The organism is Pseudarthrobacter sp. GQ63, from assembly GCF_059758765.1.
The window spans coordinates 77,753-98,159 of record NZ_JCAXEF010000011.1 but is presented as its reverse complement, the minus strand read 5'-3'; the positions used below and the strand labels follow the sequence as shown (position 1 = coordinate 98,159).

The window sequence follows — 20,407 nt, the reverse complement described above, 5'->3', positions numbered from 1 at the left end:
ATGTCCGCCGCCCACCACTCAACAGAAACCAAGCCGATACTCTCAGCCGGCATCCGGAGCTTCACGTACCACGGGGATGGGGTTCCCGTCCTGGAAGGAATTGATCTCGATCTCGCTCTGGGAACATTGACTGCCGTCCTCGGAGCCTCAGGAAGCGGCAAGTCCACCCTGGGCCGGCTGCTGTCCGGATGGCTTCCGCCCGGAACCGGAGGCACCCTCCGCGGCTTCCTCGAACTCGCGGGCACGCGCCTGGACTTCGGCGCTGGCTGCGACCCGCGGATCAACCCCGCGGAATGGGGCCGCCACGTGGGCTTCGTTCCCCAGGACCCCGCCGCCGCCCTGTCCACGGTGCGGGCAACGGTGGCGGAAGAACTCGCGTTCGGGCTGGAAAACGCGGCAGTGGAGCGGCAGGCCATGAAAGCCGCGGTGGAGCACACTGCAGCCCTCCTCGGGCTCACGGAGTTCCTGGAACGGGATCCGGGCTCGCTTTCCGGCGGGCAAATGCGCCGCCTCGCCATCGGCTGCGCCATTATCGCCGGGCCGCGGGTGCTGATCATGGATGAGCCCTTTGCGTCGCTGGACACTGCGGGAACTGCCGGGCTGGCACGCCTGCTGCAGGACCTCGTGAGGCTCGGAACCGCCGTCGTGGTTCTCAGCCAGGTGGTCGACGCGCCGCTCCTGGCCGCCGGAACCTGGGTTGTCCTGGAAAACGGCAGCGTCACTGGAAGCGGCACCCCGGCCGGGCTGCAGGCCGGCTCCGGGCTGCTGCCGCCCGGAATTCGGGCCTCCGGCGGCGCGCCTGCACCGGCCGTGGACCATGACGGGGCGGCACACGCGGACCGTCTGCTGCCACGCGGCGGCGCCGGTGTCCCTGCGCTGGAACTCCGCGGGGTCTGCTTCGGCTACGGCACCAGGGGCAACGCAGCAAACGGCAGGACAACCTGGCGTCGGATCCGGGGCGGAAGCACTGCAGCCCATGCCTCCGCTCAGGTGCTTCAAGGCATCAGCCTGCGCGTCCGGCGCGGCGAGATCGTGGCGGTGACCGGCCCCAACGGAGCAGGAAAATCAACGCTGCTGCGCCATGTCAACGGTCTCCTGCGGCCCACCGCCGGCCGCGTGCTGGTCAACGGCAGGGACATTGCAGGGGAGTCGGCCGGCGAGGCGGCACGTTCCGTGGGACTGCTGTTCCAGCAGCCCCGGGACCAGCTGTTCGAGCGGACCGCCCTCCGCGAAGTGCGTTTCGGCCTGGACCGCCTGTTCCACCCCGACGAGGCCGCCGGCCGTGCCCTGGAGGCGCTGTCCGCCGTCGGCCTTGCGGGGGCGTCCGACGCGCACCCCGCCGAACTTCCCGCATCAGGCCAGCGCCTCCTCGCCCTGGCGACTGTCCTTGCCCGCAAACCTTCAGTCCTGGCCCTGGACGAACCCACCGTGGCGCTGGACGGCGGCGGCCTCGCCCTGCTGGACGCTGCGGTTCGTTCCGCGGCAGGGGAGGGCGCCGCCGTCGTGCTGGTCACGCATGACCTTGACTACGCCAGGACAGCGGCGCACCGCGTGGTGATGCTCGACGGCGGCCGGCTGGACGGCTGATCAGGCCGGGCGCGATGCCACTCCCGGCGGAAGGAAACGCTGTCCGTTGACGCGCTCGGAAGCACCCACCCTGTCGAGGTAGGGCGTGATGCCGCCCAGGAACATGGGCCAGCCCGCGCCCAGGATCATGCAAAGATCGATGTCCTCAGGGGCGGCAACCACGCCCTCAGCGAGCATGAGGCCGATTTCCTCCGCCAGGGCATCCTGCGTGCGCCGCAGCACCTGTTCCGACGTTGAAGGGGAGGTGCCGAAGGACATCAGTGCCAGCGTGGACTCCGGAATTTCCTGCGAACCGTCCGGTCCTGTTGCCCACAGGCTCTTCACACCGTTGTCGATGAGCTTCTGCAGGTTGGCAGACACGGCAAAGCGTTCGCCGAAGGCCGCGTGCAGCGACTCCTGGACGTGCTGGGCCACGGGGAGCCCCACCATGGCGCCGAGGGTGAAGGGCGTCATGGGCAGGCCCATGGGCCGCAGGGCGTTGTCCGCCACCTCAGCGGGGGTGCCCTCGTCAAAGGCTGCCGTCACCTCTCCCATCAGCCGGAGCAGGATGCGGTTGACCACGAACGCGGCGGCGTCCTTGACCAGCACAGCCGTCTTTTTCAGTCCCTTGGCCAGCTCGAAGGCGGTTGCGAGCACGGCGTCGTCGGTCTTTGGGGCCCGGACGATTTCCAGCAGCGGCATCACGGCCACCGGGTTGAAGAAGTGGAAGCCCACAACGCGGCCGGGGTGCTGCAGGTCCTCCGCCATGGCAGTGACGGACAGTGATGAGGTGTTCGTGGCAAGGATGCAGTCCGGTGTGACGATTGCCTCGAGTTCCGCAAAGACCTGCTTCTTGACGTTCAGTTCTTCGAAGACGGCTTCGATCACAAAGTCGGCGTCGGCGAAAACGTCCTTGGACACAGACCCGGTCACCAGGGCCTTGGTCCGGTTGGCGGCGTCCTGGCTGATGCGCTTCTTGCCCAGCAGCTTGTCCACCTCGGCGTGGACATAGCCCACGCCCTTGTCCACCCGGGCCTGGTCGATGTCCGTCATCACTACGGGGACCTTGAGCTGGCGGGCAAAGAGGAGTGCCAGCTGGCTGGCCATCAGCCCTGCGCCAACAACGCCCACCTTCGTGACAGGACGGGCGAGCTTGCGGTCCGGGGCGCCGGCGGGGCGCTTGGAGCGCTTCTGGACGAGGTCCAGGAACGCGTAGACGGTGGCACGGAACTCGTCGGTCTGCATGAGGTCGGCGAGGGTTTCGCACTCCAGGGCAGCGGAGTCCGCCTGCGTCATGGTGCGATTTGCCTCGAGGATGTCCAGGACCTTTCCCGGCGCCGGTGCCGCATTGGACGTCTTCGCGTCCACGAAGGCCCGCCCGGCCTTGACGGCGGCATCCCACCGTGCAGCGGTTGCGGCGTCGGCGGGATCGACGGCGTTGGCCCGTTCCGGAACTACGGCGCCGGAGATGACGCCGGCCGCCCACGCAAGGGACTGCTCCAGGAAATCCGCAGGCTCGAACAGGGCGTCCGCGATGCCGAGGCCGAACGCCTGGGCCCCCGTCAGAGTCCGGTTGTTGCTGAGCGGGTTTTCAATCATCACCTTCACGGCGTTTTCCGGGCCGATGAGGCGGGGCAGGATATAGACGCCGCCCCAGCCCGGGACCAGGCCCAGGACGGCCTCAGGCAGCGCAAGTGCGCCCGCGCCGCTGGAGACCGTGCGGTAGGTGGACTGGAGGGCAATCTCCAGCCCTCCGCCCAGTGCCGCGCCGTTGATGAAGGCGAAGCTGGGGACGCCCAGGCCGGCCAGCGTGCTGTACACGTCGTGGCCCAGCTGCGCCATCCACAGCCCGTGCTCGCGCCGGTCCAGGTTCTTGACGGCGGACAGGTCGGCGCCCGCCACCAGGTAGTAAGGCTTGCCGGTTACTCCGACGCCGACGATCTCACCCCGGTCAGCGCGTTCCCGCAGGCCCTCCAGGACCCTGCCGAGCTCCACCAGCGTGTTGGGCCCCAGTGTTGTGGGCTTGGAGTGGTCCAGGCCGTTGTCGAGGGTGATCAGGGCGAACGTGCCCGGGCTTGGCTTCCCGGCCGGTGCGGGCAGTTCGATGTCCTGGACGTAGGAATGCGTCACTGTTTCGTTGGGGAACAGGTCGGCAAGTCGGGTGAAATCTTCGGCGCTCATGCGGCTCCTTCGGAAACGGTGTGGGTGGCGGAGTTTGCCGTCCGGGCTCCGCTGTAGTCGGCGTGGTGGGGGTTTTCCCAGACCACCGTGGCGCCCATGCCAAGGCCAACACACATGGTGGTGATGCCGTACCGGACGGAAGGGTCCTCCTCGAACTGCCGGGCCAGCTGGGTCATCAGCCGCACGCCGGAGGAGGCCAGCGGGTGGCCCACGGCGATGGCACCACCGTAGCGGTTGACCCGGGGGTCGTCGTCGGCAATGCCAAAGTGATCCAGGAAGCTCAGTACCTGGACGGCGAAGGCTTCGTTGATCTCGAAGAGGCCGATGTCCCCGATAGCCAGCCCCGCGTTCTTCAGGGCCTTCTCGGTGGCGGGCACCGGGCCGATGCCCATGACTTCCGGTTCAACACCCGCGTAGGCGTAGCTGACCAGGCGCATCCTGACTGGCAGTCCAAGCTCCGCTGCGGCGTCGGAGGATGCCAGGACGGCGGCGGTTGCGCCGTCGTTCAGGCCTGCGGCGTTACCCGCGGTGACCCGCCCGTGTGCCCGGAACGGAGTGCGGAGGCCGTCGAGGTCGGCCAGGGTGGTCCCGGGCCGCGGTGGCTCGTCCACGGTGTGCAGCGTCCAGCCCTGGCCAGGCTTCATGGCTGCCACCGGAACCAGGTCCGGCTGGATGCGGCCGCTGCGGCGGGCCGCCTCATATTTGTCCTGGGAGGCAACGGCATACGTGTCCGTGCGGTCCTTGGTGATGGACGGGAAGCGGTCGTGCAGGTTCTCTGCGGTGTTTCCCATGTTGAGGGCGGCGGGGTCCACCAGCCGCTCAGACATGAAACGCGGATTCGGATCAGCGCCTGAACCCATGGGGTGGTTGCCCATATGCTCCACGCCCCCTGCCACCGCCACGTCATAGGCTCCGAAACTGATTCCGCCGGCCACAGCCGTCACCGCAGTCATGGCCCCTGCGCACATCCGGTCGATGGCGAAGCCGGGGACCGTCCTGGGCAGGCCGGCCAGCAGCGCGGCGGTCCGGCCCAGGGTGAGGCCCTGGTCTCCGGTCTGGGTGGTGGCAGCGATCGCCACCTCATCAATCCGTTCCGGCGGCAACGAGGGGTTGCGGCGCAGCAGCTCACGGATGCATTTCACCATCAGGTCATCAGCCCGGGTGCCCGCGTAGATGCCCTTTTCCCCGGCCCTGCCGAACGGTGTGCGGAGGCCGTCCACAAAGACGACGTCCCGGACAGTGCGCATGGATGCGCCGCTTTCCTGGTGGCTCACGTATAACTCCTCATCGAGACGTAGGCGCCGGTTGCGTGCCGGGATGCGGCAGCCAGCCTGGCGGCAATACCTTCGATGTTACTCGCGAGTAACTTAGCCCGCAAGGCCCCCCGAATTGATGGGACGCTCTCTCACTTAATGAGCACTATTGACAAACGCTCTCTCACTTTGAACGTCAACTAAAGCGAGAGAGCGCCGCCAAAAGTCGCATGGAGTGAGAGAGCGTTGGGGTTGGACCGACATCGAGTGAGAGAGCGTTGGGGTTGGACCGACATCGAGTGAGAGAGCGTTGGGGTTGGACCGACATGGAGTGAGAGAGCGTTGGGGTTGGGCCGGCATCGAGTGAGAGAGCGATTGGGGAGTTGTTGGCTGCGGCTACTGGCCGGCCGGAGCTGCGTCCGCTTTGGGTTCCTTGGCGGGCAGCGGCTGGGGATGCAGGAACGCGTCGGAGATAAGGGGGGCCGCCAGTTCCACCTGCCAGTCCCGTGCCCCCAGCGAGCGCAGTTCCGCGGCAATCGCGTCCTCGCTGACATCCGCCGGTGGCCGCCAGGCCACCCGCCGCAGGTAGTCGGGGGTCAGCAGGTTCTCCAGTGGCAGGTTCAACTCCTCGGCCCGTGCCTGCAGCAGCGGCCGGGCGGTGGACAGCCGGGCAGCTGCAGCCGGATCGCGGTCGGCCCACACGCGCGGCGGGGGTGGCGCATTGGTGGGCAGGTGCAGCGGCGGGAGCTCATTCAGGTCCCGGGCTGCCGCGATGCACCGCAGCCAGCGGGGAGCCTCCCGCTGGGCAGCCCGGCCGTGGAAGCCCTTGGTCCCCAGCAGCTGGGGCACCGTGGACGGCATCGCCTTGGCCGCTGCCACCAGGGCAGAGTCCGGGATCAGCCTGCCGGGCGCAACGTCCCGCTTTTGCGCCAGTGAGTCCCGTTCCAGCCACAGCTCCCGCACGGCAGCAAGCTGGCGGCGGTCCCGGATCTGGTGGAGCCCTGAGGTCTTCCGCCAGGGATCGACGCGGGCCGGCGGCAGTCCTGCGGCCAGGATCGCCGCGAACTCCTGCTCGGCGTACTCCAGCTTGCCGTCGGCCTCCAGGAGTTCGATCAGCTCCTCCCGCAGTTCCGTCAGGACCTCAACGTCCAGTGCGGCGTACCGCAGCCAGGGTTCGGGCAGGGGACGGGTGGACCAGTCGGCGGCGGAATGCTCCTTGGCGAGCCCGAAGCCCAGAAGTTGTTCGATGACGGCGGCGAGTCCCACGCGGGGGAGCCCGGCGAGTCGTGCCGCGAGTTCGGTGTCAAAGAGCTTGTCCGGCCACATGCCCAGTTCGGAGAGGCAGGGCAGGTCCTGGCTGGCGGCGTGCAGGATCCACTCGACGCCGCGCAGGGCGTCATTGATGATGTCCAGGTTCCCGAAGGGTTCGGGGTCGATCAGCCAGGTCCCGGCGCCTTCACGCCGGATCTGGACAAGGAAAGCCCGCTGCCCGTACCGGAAGCCGGAAGCCCGCTCAGCGTCAACCCCCGCGGGCCCCGTTCCTGCCGCTATGGCCGCAGCGCAGCGCTCCAGGCCGGACTGCGTTTCGATCACCAGGGGAACGCCGTCCCGGGGTGCTGCAAGTTCGACGATTTCGGGGACGGGGCTGTCAAAGCCTTCCACCGTGATGTGGGGTGCGGTATCAGCAGCCGGGACGCCGGCCGTGGTGTTATCCGGAATGTTTGGGGTCATGATGCCTTCAGTTTACCGGCCGGCCGGTCCGCGCCTGCGTGCGGGCCATCGTGCGGGCCTGCAAAGTGCTGCCTTCCGTCCCGGGCGCCATCTGTGCGCCACCGGCAAGGGACCTCAGTTCCGCCGCCGGTGCGTCAGCGGCGTGACGCCGTCGGGCAGGGGCGGGAGGCCGGCGAACGTGCAGACCATGTCCGACCACGCCTCGAGGTGGGCCCTGACATCGGATGTGGCAGGGGTCCAGGAGGCACGGAGTTCAATATCAATGGAGCCAGGACGCTCCGAGAGGGTGCCGAAGCTTTCGGAGAGGACGCGCGTGGCGGTACCGCCCGCTGCCCGGTACGGTGCCTTGTGGTTCTCCAGTGCCTCCACGAGCCAGGTCCAGGCGACTGTTCCGAGCATCTCATCGTTGCCCATCTCGGGCTCCAGTTCCGCGCGGATATAGGTGACGATGCGGAACTCCCCGCCCCAGACCTCCGACCCGTCCGGGTCATGCAGGAGGATGAAGCGGCCCGTTGCCAGTTCCGTGCCGCCGTCGTCTTCCGTTCCCGACGCGGCGGCCAGTGCCATGGCAGCCGGGCCGTGGAGCGGCGTTCCGGCCGTGCTGGCGCCGGGAGCGTAAACCTCGGCACCGAGGGCCACGGCAAATGGCGCCAGGCGGGCAGGCGCCGGAATCTCCGCCAGGCGGAGCTCCCGGCGGCACTGGGCTTTCCTGAGGGTTCCCAAGGCGTGGAGAAACTCCGGGGGAACCTGGTCAAGTGCGTTCACCTTCGCAGGTTACGCAACGGGGCGGGGCAGGGCGGGTAGGCTCGCCGCCCGCCCCCTGCCCTGGCTGCGGGAAGCGTCAGCCCTTACGCTGCTGGAGTTCCCGGCGGATGGCGGCGGCAAAGGTATCGACGTCCTCCTCGGTGGTGTCAAAGGAACACATCCAGCGGACCTCCCTGGCGGCCTCATTCCAGTCGTAGAAGCGGAAGGACGTGCGCAGCCTGTCAGCCACGCCTTCGGGGAGGATGGCGAACACACCGTTGGACTCGGTCTTCTGGGTGGGCTGGACGCCGTCGATGGTGTCGACGGCGGCGCGGAGCCGGGCGGCCATGGCGTTGGCGTGGGAGGCGGAGCGCAGCCACAGGTCGCCCTCCAGAAGTGCGATGAACTGCGCGGACATGAAGCGCATCTTGGACGCCAGCTGCATGTTCATCTTCCGCAGGTACACGAGCCCGTGCGCGGCTTCCGGGTTCAGCGCCACCACCACTTCGCCGAAGAGCAGGCCGTTCTTGGTTCCGCCGAAGGACAGGATGTCCACGCCGGCGTCGCGGGTGAAGGCACGCAATGGAACCTGGAGGTGGGCTGCGGCGTTGGCCAGCCTGGCACCGTCCATGTGGAGCTTCATGCCCCTGGCGTGGACGTGGTCGGCGATGGCGCGGACTTCCTCCGGCGTGTAGCAGGTGCCAAGTTCGGTTGTCTGGGTGATGGAGACGGCGAGCGGCTGGGCACGGTGTTCGTCGCCCCAGCCCCAGGCCTCCCGGTCAATGAGTTCGGGCGTGAGCTTGCCGTCGGGCGTCGGAACGTGCAGCAGCTTGATGCCGCCGACGCGCTCGGGGGCGCCGTTTTCGTCCATGTTGATGTGGGCCGTGGAGGCACAGACCACCGCCCCCCAGCGGGGGAGCAGCGACTGCAGCGAGAGGACGTTCGCGCCGGTGCCGTTGAAGACCGGAAAGCACTCAATCCCGGGCCCGAAGTGTTCCTCCATCAGTTCCTGCAGCCTGGCTGTGTAGTCGTCCTCGCCGTAGGAGACCTGGTGGCCGTCGTTCGCGGCAGCCAGCGCTGCGAGGACTTCCGGGTGGACCCCGGAATAGTTGTCCGAGGCGAAGCCCCGCACGTTCGGATCGTGGAGGCGGATCCCGGCGGCGGTTTCAGCAGTTGTTGTCATGGGTTTGCTCACGCTTTCAGTCTAGGTAGGTCAGGGCGCCAGCAGCATCCGGCTGCCGTTCAGTTCGGCGGCGGGGGCGTGGAAGAGGCCGACGACGGCGCGCGCCAGGTCCCCGACGTCCGTCGCCCCCGGGAATGAACGCTCCGGGTGGCTGCGGCGCAGCCCCTCATCCACCAGGGCCTTGACCACCAGGACGACGGCGGCTGCCGCGGCGCCGTCGACCTTGCCGGCGTCCCGGCGGAAACCGTCCGCCACGGCCATGGTCCAGGCCTCCGCGGCTGCCTTCGCTGCGGCATAGCTGGCCGCCGCCGCCGAGGGCTTGGCGACGGCGGTGGAGGACACCATGGCGAAGCGGCCGTCGGGGGAGGCGGCGACGTCGTCGTAAAAAACCCGCGAGACGTTGCGGAGCGTCGTGATGGCTCCCCGCTCCAGGAAGTCCCAGTCCTCGTCCGTCTGGTCCGTGATGCCGCGCGCGCCCCGCCAGCCGCCCACCAGGTGGATCACCGCATCCATCGGCCCGGCAGCAGCGGAGACCTCGGCCCGCAGCTGGCGCACCTCCTCCATCCGTGCGAGGTCGCACACGAAGGGGGCAACGCCGTCGCCCGCCTGTTCGGCCGCGGCACTGATCCTGGCCTGGTCCGACCCCACGGTGAAGACGCGGTGGCCCGCTTCCCGGAGGGCGCGGGCCACCGCAATGCCGGACGCTCCGCTGCCGCCGGTGACCAGTACGTTCAGCCGCCGTTGTGTCACAGGGCAGAGGCTCCGGTGATGCCGGCCGTGGACTCGATGACGGGGCGCATCTTCTTCTCCAGCGCTTCGTAGAACATGGACAGTGGGAATTCGTCGTCCAGCACCTGGTCGGTGAGGCCGCGGGGCGGGCCGGCCAGCGGCAGGGCCTCCGGGCCCTTCGCCCAGACGGACGCCGGGTGGGGCGTGACGGTCGCGGAAATCAGCTGGTACGCGGCCAGCCAGTGGGCAGTCTTGGGCCGGTCGATGGAGCGCCAGTACAGCTCGTCGATGCTCGCGCCGAGGGCGATGACGGCGTTGGCCACTTCGTCCCAGTCGATGGTGAGCCGGGTGTCCGTCCAGTGCAGGACCCGCTGCTGGTGCAGCCAGGCGAACAGGAGCTGGCCGCCCAGGCCGTCGTAGTTCCGGATCCGGCTGCCGGTGATCGCGAACCGGAAGATGCGGTCAAAGAGGATGGCGTACTGCACCAGTTTGGCGTGGCGCCGGGCTTCGGGATCGGCGTCTTCGTCTTTTTCTATCCGTACGGATTCGCGGAACGCCGTCAGGTCGCAGCGCAGTTCTTCGAGTGAGTACAGGAAGAAGGGCATCCGCTGCTTGATCATGAACGGATCGAATGGCAGGTCCCCACGCATGTGCGTCCGGTCGTGGATCAGGTCCCACATGACAAACGTGGCCTCGGTCAGGTCCTGGTCGGCGAGCATCTCCGCTGCGCCTTCGGGCAGTTCCAGGCAGGTGGTCTCGGCTGCAGCTTTGAGCACGCGGCGGAACCTGGCCGCTTCCCGGTCCGCGAAGATGGCCCCCCAGGTGAAGGTGGGGGTCTTGCTGACCGCAACGGTCTCCGGGAACAGCACGGCGGAATTGGTGTCATAGCCGGCGGTGAAGTCCACGAAGCGGATGGGAACGAACAGCTTGTTCGAGTAATCGCCCGCCTCGAGGCCGGCAATGAACTCCGGCCAGATCACCTCGACCAGAACTGCCTCCACCAGGCGGCTGCTGCTGCCGTTCTGCGTGTACATGGGGAAGACGACCAGGTGCTGGAGGCCGTTCCGGCGCTGCTCCTGCGGCTGGAAGGCAAGGAGGGAGGACAGGAAGTCCGGAGTGGCAAACCCGGTGCCGGCCCAGCTGGAAAAATCCGCGCACACAGCGTCCAGGTAGGCGGCGTCGTGCGGGAAGGCGGGAGCCAGGGCGCGGACGGCGCTGACGATGTCCTCCACCCGGGAGGCGGCGTCGGAGTGGTGCGCGGCGTCCGGGATGGAACCGTCCTGGACCTGGAGGGCCTGCAGGGCAGTGGCGGCGGCCTTGAGCCGCTTCCAGTCCTGGTTCTCTGCGGAAATCCCGGTGACGGCGGTGGTCAGGGTTTCGGTCATCGTCGGCTGCCTTTCTGGTTGCTTGCTACCTGATGCCGAGCGTAGCAAGCAACCAGCAGGGCTAATGCCGAATGGGCTTGAGCCTAAGAAAGCGTTGGGCTCAGGTGCCCAATCTGCCACGGGAGGAGGCCCGCAGCTGGGGGATCAGTTCTCCGGCTCCGTTCCGCTGACCTGCGCATCTTCCTGCGGGACCAGCCGGATGGAGATGGAGTTGATGCAGTAGCGCTGGTCCGTAGGGGTTCCGAAACCCTCGCCTTCGAACACATGGCCCAAATGGGAATCACACGATGCGCAGCGGACCTCCACCCGCTCCATCCCCAGGGTGCGGTCGTGGATGTAGCGGACGTTCCCCTCAGCAAGCGGGGCCCAGAAGGACGGCCAGCCGCAGTGGGAATCGAACTTTTCCTTGCTGGTGAAAAGCTCTGTTCCGCACGCGCGGCACTGGTAGACGCCGGCTGTGTGGGTGTCCCAGTATTCACCGGTGTACGGACGCTCGGTCCCCGCCTGGCGGAGCACATGGTATTCCTCCGGCGTGAGTTCCTCACGCCATTGGGCATCGGTCTTTTCAACGCCCTTGCCGCCCACGGCGGATGCCGCTCCCGGAGCTGTGTCTGGGGCTTTGTGTCCGAAGATGCTGTTTCCGAAGATGCTCATAGCCTTGTCAACGCTCACGAGTCGCCAATAAATCCCGAGCCCGCGTACAGATGGAGCACGGGAAGCCCCAGCTGGTCCTGTGCCTTATTGGCCCAGTCCGTGTGGAACGTGTCCGCCACGGCATGCGGCCGCGTAATCACCACTGCCTGCGCAGCGCCGGTCTCCCGTACCTTGGTGACCAGTCCACTGACGGCCCCGCCGTCCACGACTTCCCCCGTGACGCCTGAGCCCAGTCCTTCCAGGGCAGCCAGGGACACGGACAGGGTCTCCGCCGCCTGGGCTCGTTCCTGGGAGGGATCCGGCGCGTGGGAGGTCAGCTCCCGGAAGGCCTTGGCGATGTCCAGCAGCGAAAGGTTTTCGAGGAAGTCCACCAGCAGGTGCCGCTCGGTGTTTGCCGGCACCAGGACAACCAGGCGGGTATCCGCGCCGGCCACGAGGCGTTCGATGTTCAGGCGGTCGTCCGCCCCCAGGGGTTCTTCGGTCAGGATGACGATGGGTTCACTCATGGCCCTAGCCTAGTCCTGCAGCGCTGCCCTGCGCAGGGGCAGCCGCGCCGTCTGTTGGTGCCGGAAGGCGATGACCGCACGCGGCGGAATGCGGGCTTCGGTCCCGGGCCGGTAAGAATAGTTTCATGGCATCTTTCCAGCGAACCCGCCCCGCCCCCGTCCAGAGCAGCCCCGATTCCGGGGGGATGTCGCTGCGGGCCAAATGGGCAATCGGCGGAGCGATCGGCGGAGGCGGCCTGGCAGGACTCCTGGCCACAGGGTCATCGGCCCTCGCCGTGTACTTCGCGCGGCGGGTCATCACACCGGCACGGCAGCGCGCAGCAGACCAGGAAATGCTCGCGCTCATCAGGGACGGCCAGCGGCAGCAGGCGATCTTCGCCGCCACGGACGACACCACGGTGGACGGTGTCTACGGATTCTTCTTCGACGGCGGCAAAGGGCACGCGCGGATCGGCCGCATCGTCTCCTATTCGCCCGCCGAGCGGACCGTCCTGCGGGACGTTGAAGCGGTGTACGCCGGGGACCTCTCCACGGCCCGCCGCGGCTGGTGGAGCGGGGCTGTCCATCCGGACCCCGCCGCCGTCGGACTTCCGTATGAGGAGGTCATGATCGACGTCGACCGGGGGCAGGCCCCGGCGTGGCTTGTCCGCGCCGGCGGTACGGCCCGGACCTGGGCGGTCATGGTGCACGGACGCGGAGCCACACGCCAGGAGGCGCTGCGCGCCGTAGGCCCCGCTTTGGAGCTGGGGCTGACCAGCCTCCTGGTGTCCTACCGCAACGACGGCCTTGCCCCCTCCGCGGACGACGGCCGGTACGGCCTGGGTTCCACGGAATGGCGCGACGTCGAGGCGGCGATCGAGTACGCGCTGGCCAACGGTGCAGAAGAAATAGTGCTGTTCGGGTGGTCGATGGGCGGCGCCATCTGCCTGCAGGCGGCCGACCTGTCCCGCTGCCGGCACCTGATCCGGGCGATGGTGCTTGATGCGCCCGTCACTGACTGGGTGAACGTCCTGGCCCACCATGCGCAGCTGAACAGGATTCCCTCCCTGGTGGGCCGGTATGGCCAGCTCATGCTGGGCCATCCCCTGGGGAGGCGACTCACGGGATTGTCCGCCCCGGTTGACCTGAAGGCGATGGACTGGGTGTCGCGTGCAGTGGAACTCCGCACGCCCACGCTGGTGCTGCACAGTGTCGACGACGAATACGTGCCGTACGGGCCCTCGGCCCTGCTGGCCGAGCGAAACCCGGAGATGGTGACCTTCGAGCCCTTCCACCAGGCACGGCACACCAAGGAATGGAACGTCGATCCGGAGCGGTGGGAAAGCCTGGTCAAGGCGTGGCTGCGGCAGCAGCTGGCGCCCAGGCTGAATCCGGGCGCGCTGGCCCCGACCAGTTCCTGAGCCGGGTCAGGCGGCCGGCGTACCGATCGGTGCCGTGACTGCCTGGGTGAGGTGGACCAGGTCAGCCGGTGCCAGTTCGATGTCCAGGCCGCGCTTTCCGCCGGAGACCAGCAGGGTCTCCAGGGCCAGGGCACTTGAGTCCAGGACGGTGGGGGAGGGCTGCCGCTGGCCGAGCGGGGAGATGCCTCCCAGTACGTAGCCCGTGCGACGCTGGGCTGCCGCCGGATCTGCCATCGCCGCTTTCTTGGCCCCGAGCGCGGTGGCCAGCGCCTTGAGGTCCAGGGTTCCGCTGACGGGGACGATGCCCACCGCCAGCCGGCCCTCCACCTCAACCATCAGTGTCTTGAAAACCCGTGAGGGATCAATGCCGAGGGCCTCGGCAGCCTCCGCCCCATAGCTGGCGGCTGAGGGATCATGCGTGTAGGGGTGCAGGACGAAGGGAACCCCGGCCGCGGTCAGTGCCGCTGTTGCCGGGGTCCCCTGTGATGCGTTCCTGCGGGCCATGATGCTGGTCCGGGCTGCGGCTAGGAGCGCACGCCGGACGCGGCAGCGACCTTGCGCTTGATCCTTCCCAGCATGGCGGTCATGCCGCGCATGCGGAGCGGCGTGATGGCACGGGTGAGTCCGAGAAGTTCCGGCATGTCGTCCGGGACGGAGAGGATCTCTTCCGCGGACAACCCGTCCAGGCCCTCGTGCAGCACGCCGGCAAACCCCCGGGTTGTGGGGGCCTCTGCCGGAGCCTTGAAGAACAACCGCACGGTACCGGCCGGGCCGCCGTCCTTTTCCGTCTCAATGGTGAGGAAGAGCGGCGACTGGCACTCCACCACCTGCTCCAGCAGCTCGGGGTGGTCCTTGAGCCGGTCCGGAAGTTCCGGCAGGCCCTCCGAGAATTCCAGCAGCAGCTGCAGCCGCTCGGGTTCGGACATGGCCTGGAAATCGTCCACGATGGCCGCGAGGGCGGAAGGCAGGGCTTGAGTAGTCATCGGTTCAAGTCTACGCAATTGCTGCGGCACAGGCTGCGTCAGGATCCTACTGCAACAGGAACAGAACCGCGTTCTGCACCCTTGGCGATCGGCACCCGCACGGCGTTGCCCCATTCGGTCCATGAACCGTCGTAGTTGCGGACGGAATCGAAGCCCAGGAGGTACTTGAGGGCGAACCAGGTGTGGCTGGAACGCTCGCCGATGCGGCAATAGGCCACAACGTCGTCGCCTTCGGCCAGCCCGGCTTCGCCGAGGTAGAGAGCCTCAAGTTCCGCGCGGCTGCGGTAGGTGCCGTCCTCTGCGGCGGCGCGGGCCCAGGGGATGGAGGCAGCCGTGGGAATGTGGCCGCCGCGGAGGGCGCCCTCCTCCGGGTACGCCGGCATGTGCGTGCGCTGGCCCGTGTATTCCTCGGGGGAGCGGACGTCGATGAGCGGCTTGCCCAGGTGGGCAAGGACGTCTTCCTTGAAGGCGCGGATGGGGGCGTCGTTGCGCTCGACGACGGGGTAGTCACCCCTGGCCGGGGCCGGCTTCTCCCTGGTGAGTTCGCGACCTTCGGCAATCCACTTGTCCCGGCCGCCGTCCAGCAGGCGCACGTCCTGGTGGCCAAAAAGCGTGAAGACCCAGAGGGCGTAGGCGGCCCACCAGTTGGATTTGTCCCCGTAGATGACCACGGTGCTGTCACGGGAGATGCCTTTCGACGCCGCCAGCTCGGCGAACGCGGCTCCGTCCACATAGTCGCGGGTGACGTCGTCGTTCAGGTCGGTGTGCCAGTCGATCTTCACGGCGCCGGGGATGTGCCCGGTTTCGTAGAGCAGCACGTCCTCATCAGATTCGACCACCACCAGCTCACCGTTGGCGACGGCGCCGCTTTCGATGGCGGCAGCGAGCCACCCTGTGGAGACCAGCCGCTCCGGGTGGGCGTAGGCTGCGAACTTCTCGTTCTGTTCAACGGGGTAGGGCATGATCTTGGCCTTTCATTGAGGACACGGGGAGCCTGCTGGACCTGGCGGCGCCGGCATTGGGACCTGCTTCCACACTAGCCAGCACCCCGGCCGGTGTCCGTATTCCGTTAACAGGACGACATGTTGCCTTCATCACGCTACGCGGGCGGGAACCTGTGACGCAGTGTGTGGGCACACTGTGTGACGCATCATGGGACGGAAACGCGGTGCCGCATTGCCGGTATTCTTTCTGGGGACCAACCACCAGCAGAACGGACCCCCTTGGTACAGATCGAACAGCTTGCCGCCCGCACTCCGGCAGTTTCGGTGGATGAGCTCCTCAAAGGTTTCTATCCATCGCCGCGGTTCGGCCAGGTTTCCTTTTCCAGCTACCGCCCCGACCCCAAGCAGCCCAGCCAGTCTGCGGCCGTCAGGGCACTGGAGGGCTTTGCCGACGGCGTGGGCTCCGCGGGCGGGGGAGGACTGTTCAAAAAGTTCTTCGCCAAGAAGGACGAAACCCGCGCCGGCATCTACCTCGACGGCGGGTTCGGCGTCGGCAAGACCCACCTGCTCGCCTCGCTGTGGCACGCCTCGCCCGGCCCCAAAGCCTTCGGGACCTTCGTGGAGTACACCAACCTGGTGGGTGCGCTGTCCTTCCGCAAGACGGTGGACGCGCTCAGCAGCTACAAGCTTGTGTGCATCGATGAGTTCGAGCTCGACGATCCGGGCGACACCGTCCTCATGTCCCGCCTCATGCGTGAACTCGCCGACGCAGGAGTGAAACTCGCAGCCACCTCCAACACCCTGCCCGGATCGTTGGGCGACGGCAGGTTCGCAGCCGTCGACTTCCAGCGTGAAATCCAGGTCCTCGCGGACCAGTTCGACGTCCTCCGGATCGACGGCGAAGACTTCCGGCACCGCGGACTGCCCGCAGCGCCGGCGCCCCTGAAGAACAGCGAACTGTCCTCGCACATGAAGGCGGAGTTCGACGGGAAGACGGTGGCCCAGGACGAGTTCAGCACGCTGATCCACCACCTGGCAGGCGTGCACCCCAGCCGCTACCGCCAGCTGATTGACGGCATTGACGGCGTGGTGTGGCGCAACGTCCACACCATCACCGAACAGGCCGTGGCGCTGAGGTTCGTGGTGCTTGCTGACCGGCTTTATGACAAGGATGTCCCCATCCTCGCCAGCGGTGTTCCGTTCGACCAGCTGTTCACGGAGGAAATGATGACGGGCGGCTACATGAAGAAGTACTTCCGCGCCGTTTCCAGGCTTACCGCACTGGCCCGCGAAGGCCAGAACCACGAGCCGTCCTAGCGGCGGTCCGGCCCGGTCAGCCTGCTGCTCCGGGACTGCGCGGCCTTAGCACCAGGCGGACCGCCAGCCCGGCAGCGAGTGCCCAAAACGCCGAGCCGATACCGGCGAAGGCAAGGCCCGAGGCCGCCATGAGGAAGGTCACGGCGGGGGCTATCCTGTCCTCCGCATCGGCCAGCGCGGCTGACACGGCACCGGCCAGGGTCCCCAGGAGTGCGAGGCCGGCCACTGCTTCCAGCATGCCGGCCGGCGCGGCCGTCACCAGGGTCACCAGCGCAGCGGAGAACGCAGCCAGCACAAGGTAGGCAAGCCCGGACGTGAAGCCGGCCACCCACCGGCGGTGCCGGTCCGGCCCTGCCTCCTCACCGGCTGCCAGGGCGGCGCTGAGCGCGGCGAGATTAACGGCGTGGGCGCCGAACGGCGCTGCTGCCGCGGTGCCCGCACCGGTCACCAGCATGGCGGGACGCCACGGGGTGTCATAGCCGAAAGACCGGAGCACTGCCACGCCGGGGACGTTCTGCGATGCCATCGTCACCACAAACAGCGGAAGCGCAATACCCGCCATGGCCTGCAGGCTGAAGGCCGGCGTGGTCCAGGCAAGGGCTGGAAGGATTTCGCCCTCCCCCAGGGAGGTGCCCCCTGAGGCCAGGGAAATCCCGATCACGGCCAGGGCCGCCAGCAGGGCTGCCGGGACGGACCAGCGGGGCGCCAGCTTCATCATCAGCAGCCAGCACAGGATGACCGGCGCAATGAACAGCGGGACTGTCCCCAGTGCCTTGAACGGTGCCAGGCAGAGCTGCAGCAGGACGCCGGCGAGCATGGCCTGCGCAAGGGTCGCCGGGATCCTTGCCATCAGCCGCCCCAGGGCCGGGACCAGGCCGGTCATGGCGATCAGCACCCCGGTGGCAAGGAAGGCCCCGACGGCGGCCGGCCACCCGCCGTCGACCGTTCCGGACGTTGCCAGCAGGGCAGCGCCGGGCGTGGACCACGCGAGCGTCACCGGCACTTTGGAACGCCAGGAGAGCCAGAGCACCCCAAGGCCCACGGCCACGGTCAGTGCCAGCAGTCCGGACGTCGCCTGCGCGGGGCTGGCGCCAACCGCCCTGAGCCCGGCCAGGACCACTGCGAAGGAGGACGTAAATCCCACCAGCGCGGTGACGATACCTGCCACAACGGGCCGGGAATCGAGCTTGTGCCGCCCGGGTGACTGCTGTGCCGTGGGATATGCGGGGGACTTCGCCATAGGGGCAGGTTACCGGCCCTGTTTCACTAAGCCTCAATCGGCCTGGGCACCGGTTGGACGTGCCGCTTAAACGCCAAAGGTGCAGGTGCCGCCTCCCGGCGGGACCTGCACCCCCTTGACGTGCTAGGGCAAGACCCTGGCTAAATCCTGTTTACGGAGTCCTGTCAGCCGGCGGAACCGGGTTGACAGGAGTGACCGGCGGAACCTGCTCGGCGGCAGGTGCCTGTCCCGGGGTGCCGTTCTTGTCAATGAGCTTGGAAGCGCCATCCTGGACCTTGTTGACGTGGCCCGAGTACTTGCCTCCGGTCTTGGTGTCCACAAAATCACCGGCCTTGTTGATGCCGTTCTTGATGGCCTGCTCGTTGCCGCGGATGAGACCCTGAGCCTTGCCCTTTAGATCGTCAATCAGTCCCACGAGCACCTCCCTTCAATCGCGGAGCCAGGTCGCTCCTCCGCGTTCGATCCTAGCGCCGCCGGGAAGGCCTGCCAAGGAAATCAGGGGTTCCGGGCGTTCGCCCGCAGCGGATGCGCAATTGCCTGCAGCGGGTGCGGTTCTGATGTAAACCGCGTGGGAACCGCAGGCGAGAGCGCGCACGGTGGCCGGGCAAGAAAAAAGCAGCTCCGGAGAGCTGCTGCCTGTGGGCGATACTGGGATCGAACCAGTGACCTCTTCCGTGTCAGGGAAGCGCGCTACCGCTGCGCCAATCGCCCGGAACCGGAAGACCGGCTGATGGGATCCTAAGAAACAAGAGAGCGGACGACGAGATTCGAACTCGCGACATCCACCTTGGCAAGGTGGTGCTCTACCAGCTGAGCTACGTCCGCAGATATGGAGTGCGTTCCGGCCGGGGCCGGTCGAACTGCATGAAGCAAGTTTCCTTGCTTGGTGGGCGATACTGGGATCGAACCAGTGACCTCTTCCGTGTCAGGGAAGCGCGCTACCGCTGCGCCAATCGCCCATGTCCATCCGGAGGTGATCCGGAAACCATGGTTTTCACCGAGGTGGGTACGGGATTCGAACCCGTGTATACGGCTTTGCAGGCCGCTGCCTCGCCTCTCGGCCAACCCACCGTGTAAGCGTTAGTTCCGAAGAACCTTTGCCGTGACAGTGTCCTGCGAGCGGACGACGAGATTCGAACTCGCGACATCCACCTTGGCAAGGTGGTGCTCTACCAGCTGAGCTACGTCCGCATTTTGGAGGCTGATTCCCTGCCGTTCCCGGCATTTCCTCGCGTTCCAACGAGTAAAAACAATATAGGAGGTTCAAGGATTCTCCAAATCGCCGGCGCCCCGATTGCCCTTTGTGTCCGTTCTTCCCAGCAATGGCGCGGTTTTGGCCTACTTACAACTGTGTAATTTACGACGACGGGTGCGTGCCTTGGGTGCCCCCTCCGGCAGGGTGCCGGGCCGGCCGGCCCCCTGCAGGCTGCCTGGGGATGGGGCCGAACGTGCCGATTTTTGAATTGGGTGCGGCGTCGGCTAGCATTCAAGTGCATCAGGGCGATTGGCGCAGTGGTAGCGCGCTTCGTTCACACCGAAGAGGTCACTGGTTCGAACCCAGTATCGCCCACCGCACAAAGGTCCGTTTCCGCTCGCAGCGGAAGCGGACCTTTTTTGTATGCGGATTCGTGCCCGCAGATTTTGTCGGCCCCCTGTGAAAGAGTTTTTCCATGACAGCTCCACTTCTCGCCCACGCCACCGAATACGGCCGGATGTACGCCCGCTCAACGTCGGAGCAGTTTTCGGTTCCGTCCATCACCACCGTCATCAGCCAGCAGCCGCACGGACTGGATGGCTGGTTCGGCTTCATGGGCGCGAGCAGCCTGGCAAACGATCCCCTGCTGGCGGACTGCCTGGGCAGCCCTGCCAAGATCAAACAGGCTGTAAGCCGGGCAGCCAAGGCGGCTGAGACGTACCGGGATGAAGCGGCCAAGCGCGGGGACCGGGTGCACAACTACTGCGAACAGGTGGCGCTCCGCGCCCTGGGCCGCCCGCACGCCATGAAGGAAACCCGTGAGGCCCTGGCAGCCAACGGAGAAGAAGCCTTCGCGGTGCGTTTTGACGAGTGGTGGGAGCTGTTCCGGGTGGAGCCCATTGCCCCGGAAATCACGGTCTGGAACAACGCAGTGGGATATGCGGGAACCTTGGACCTGGTGGCCCGCATCAACGGCCGCGTTTGCCTCATCGACTACAAGACCAAAGGCACCACCCGGGACGGCCTGGTCAAACCGCTCGATGACAAGGTGGTGATGCAGCTTGTCGCCGGGATGAAGGCGGAAGAGAGCCTTGTTGATCCCGAGGCCGGGACCTGGGAGCCATGGAAGTACGGGGAGAACCCCGTCCTCCTGGCGGTGGCCATCGGTGAAACCGAAGTGCGTCCGGTGCGGGCCAATCCCGAGGTCCTCAAGCACCACTGGTGGAAGTTTTGTGCCCTGAGACGGGTGTGGGAGCTCAACGCGGATACCATCAGCGCCGGTTCCGCGCTGCTTCCCGTCGCCCCGCCGCCGCTGGCGCAGGTGCGCACTGCCTAGCGCTTTGTCTGCATCTGGTATGTCTGCGGACCAGATGACTGCGCCTAAACTGGACAGGTT

General features: G+C 67.2%; 18 protein-coding genes and 6 tRNA genes. 5 read left to right on the top strand and 19 right to left on the bottom strand.

The genetic code is table 11. From position 1 onward, the window contains the following. On the top strand, positions 1 to 1,587 hold the full coding sequence (locus AC6CHP_RS16570) for an ABC transporter ATP-binding protein (protein WP_498231085.1): 1,587 nt from the start codon (positions 1 to 3) through the stop codon (positions 1,585 to 1,587). Here AC6CHP_RS16570 and AC6CHP_RS16565 read toward each other — a convergent pair whose 3' ends face one another. From AC6CHP_RS16565 to AC6CHP_RS16525, 9 genes are all read right to left on the bottom strand, one after another. Then, positions 1,588 to 3,747 carry a 3-hydroxyacyl-CoA dehydrogenase NAD-binding domain-containing protein gene (locus AC6CHP_RS16565; RefSeq protein WP_498231083.1) on the bottom strand — a complete coding sequence of 720 codons (2,160 nt, stop codon included), beginning with the start codon at positions 3,745 to 3,747 and terminating at the stop codon, positions 1,588 to 1,590. It abuts the gene before it with no gap. After that, on the bottom strand, positions 3,744 to 5,021 hold the full coding sequence (locus tag AC6CHP_RS16560; protein WP_498231081.1) for a thiolase family protein: 1,278 nt from the start codon (positions 5,019 to 5,021) through the stop codon (positions 3,744 to 3,746). The genes AC6CHP_RS16565 and AC6CHP_RS16560 overlap by 4 nt, the downstream gene beginning before the upstream one ends. Positions 5,022 to 5,396: 375 nt before the next feature. After that, on the bottom strand, positions 5,397 to 6,731 hold the full coding sequence (locus AC6CHP_RS16555; RefSeq protein WP_377195658.1) for an HRDC domain-containing protein: 1,335 nt from the start codon (positions 6,729 to 6,731) through the stop codon (positions 5,397 to 5,399). Between the two features lie 114 nt (positions 6,732 to 6,845). Then, positions 6,846 to 7,496 (bottom strand): DUF3000 domain-containing protein, encoded by a 651-nt coding sequence (locus AC6CHP_RS16550; RefSeq protein ID WP_188730037.1) that lies wholly within the window; start codon positions 7,494 to 7,496, stop codon positions 6,846 to 6,848. A gap of 76 nt (positions 7,497 to 7,572) precedes the next feature. Then, positions 7,573 to 8,658, bottom strand: a complete 1,086-nt coding sequence (locus AC6CHP_RS16545) for a threonine aldolase family protein (RefSeq protein WP_188730162.1) — start codon at positions 8,656 to 8,658, stop codon at positions 7,573 to 7,575. A 30-nt stretch (positions 8,659 to 8,688) separates the two neighbouring features. Then, entirely contained in the window at positions 8,689 to 9,408 is a 720-nt protein-coding gene (locus tag AC6CHP_RS16540) for an SDR family oxidoreductase (protein WP_498231078.1), read from the bottom strand. Continuing rightward, on the bottom strand, positions 9,405 to 10,772 hold the full coding sequence (locus tag AC6CHP_RS16535) for a DUF6421 family protein (protein WP_498231076.1): 1,368 nt from the start codon (positions 10,770 to 10,772) through the stop codon (positions 9,405 to 9,407). Before AC6CHP_RS16535 ends, AC6CHP_RS16540 begins: the two co-directional genes overlap by 4 nt. 144 nt (positions 10,773 to 10,916) lie before the next feature. Continuing rightward, positions 10,917 to 11,426 (bottom strand): peptide-methionine (R)-S-oxide reductase MsrB, encoded by a 510-nt coding sequence (msrB, locus tag AC6CHP_RS16530; protein WP_377191481.1) that lies wholly within the window; start codon positions 11,424 to 11,426, stop codon positions 10,917 to 10,919. Positions 11,427 to 11,440: 14 nt separating this feature from the next. Then, positions 11,441 to 11,932: a hypothetical protein gene (locus AC6CHP_RS16525; RefSeq protein ID WP_104187670.1), complete on the bottom strand. Its 492-nt coding sequence runs from the start codon at positions 11,930 to 11,932 to the stop codon at positions 11,441 to 11,443. 125 nt (positions 11,933 to 12,057) lie between these two features. Here AC6CHP_RS16525 and AC6CHP_RS16520 point away from each other — a divergent pair, with 125 nt between their 5' ends. Further along, entirely contained in the window at positions 12,058 to 13,332 is a 1,275-nt protein-coding gene (locus tag AC6CHP_RS16520) for an alpha/beta hydrolase family protein (RefSeq protein ID WP_498231073.1), read from the top strand. A 6-nt stretch (positions 13,333 to 13,338) separates the two neighbouring features. On the opposite strand, the gene ybaK is transcribed toward AC6CHP_RS16520, so the two are convergent. From ybaK to AC6CHP_RS16505, 3 genes are read right to left on the bottom strand one after another with little or no spacing between them, the layout of a single operon-like run. Further along, positions 13,339 to 13,836: a Cys-tRNA(Pro) deacylase gene (ybaK, locus tag AC6CHP_RS16515; protein ID WP_498231071.1), complete on the bottom strand. Its 498-nt coding sequence runs from the start codon at positions 13,834 to 13,836 to the stop codon at positions 13,339 to 13,341. A 20-nt stretch (positions 13,837 to 13,856) separates the two neighbouring features. After that, positions 13,857 to 14,315 carry a SufE family protein gene (locus tag AC6CHP_RS16510; protein ID WP_188812762.1) on the bottom strand — a complete coding sequence of 153 codons (459 nt, stop codon included), beginning with the start codon at positions 14,313 to 14,315 and terminating at the stop codon, positions 13,857 to 13,859. 38 nt (positions 14,316 to 14,353) lie between these two features. Next, complete coding sequence (locus AC6CHP_RS16505; protein WP_174179279.1) at positions 14,354 to 15,277, bottom strand: sulfurtransferase; 924 nt, start codon at positions 15,275 to 15,277, stop codon at positions 14,354 to 14,356. A gap of 261 nt (positions 15,278 to 15,538) precedes the next feature. Here AC6CHP_RS16505 and zapE point away from each other — a divergent pair, with 261 nt between their 5' ends. After that, a complete protein-coding gene (gene zapE / locus AC6CHP_RS16500; RefSeq protein WP_188730021.1) occupies positions 15,539 to 16,576 on the top strand; it encodes a cell division protein ZapE in 1,038 nt (345 codons plus the stop codon). Between the two features lie 16 nt (positions 16,577 to 16,592). Here the strand turns inward: zapE and AC6CHP_RS16495 are convergent, their stop codons facing one another. The 7 genes from AC6CHP_RS16495 to AC6CHP_RS16465 all read right to left on the bottom strand — a co-directional run bounded on the left by AC6CHP_RS16495 (position 16,593) and on the right by AC6CHP_RS16465 (position 19,007). Next, a complete protein-coding gene (locus AC6CHP_RS16495) occupies positions 16,593 to 17,816 on the bottom strand; it encodes a benzoate/H(+) symporter BenE family transporter (RefSeq protein ID WP_498231068.1) in 1,224 nt (407 codons plus the stop codon). A 151-nt stretch (positions 17,817 to 17,967) separates the two neighbouring features. Next, the gene (locus tag AC6CHP_RS16490) at positions 17,968 to 18,231 is read right to left on the bottom strand and encodes an antitoxin (RefSeq protein ID WP_174179273.1); all 264 of its coding nucleotides are present in this window, start codon (positions 18,229 to 18,231) and stop codon (positions 17,968 to 17,970) included. Between the two features lie 224 nt (positions 18,232 to 18,455). Next, positions 18,456 to 18,527, bottom strand: a tRNA-Val gene (locus tag AC6CHP_RS16485). A gap of 41 nt (positions 18,528 to 18,568) precedes the next feature. Beyond that, a tRNA-Gly gene (locus AC6CHP_RS16480) sits at positions 18,569 to 18,641 on the bottom strand. 59 nt (positions 18,642 to 18,700) lie between these two features. Then, positions 18,701 to 18,775 (bottom strand) — tRNA-Val (locus AC6CHP_RS16475). Positions 18,776 to 18,816: 41 nt separating this feature from the next. Next, positions 18,817 to 18,887 (bottom strand) — tRNA-Cys (locus AC6CHP_RS16470). A gap of 47 nt (positions 18,888 to 18,934) precedes the next feature. Further along, positions 18,935 to 19,007 (bottom strand) — tRNA-Gly (locus AC6CHP_RS16465). Positions 19,008 to 19,314: 307 nt separating this feature from the next. Here AC6CHP_RS16465 and AC6CHP_RS16460 point away from each other — a divergent pair. Both AC6CHP_RS16460 and AC6CHP_RS16455 read left to right on the top strand, forming a co-directional pair. Continuing rightward, positions 19,315 to 19,386, top strand: a tRNA-Val gene (locus AC6CHP_RS16460). A gap of 100 nt (positions 19,387 to 19,486) precedes the next feature. Further along, positions 19,487 to 20,347: a cytochrome gene (locus tag AC6CHP_RS16455; RefSeq protein WP_427117295.1), complete on the top strand. Its 861-nt coding sequence runs from the start codon at positions 19,487 to 19,489 to the stop codon at positions 20,345 to 20,347. Positions 20,348 to 20,407: the final 60 nt, after the last annotated feature.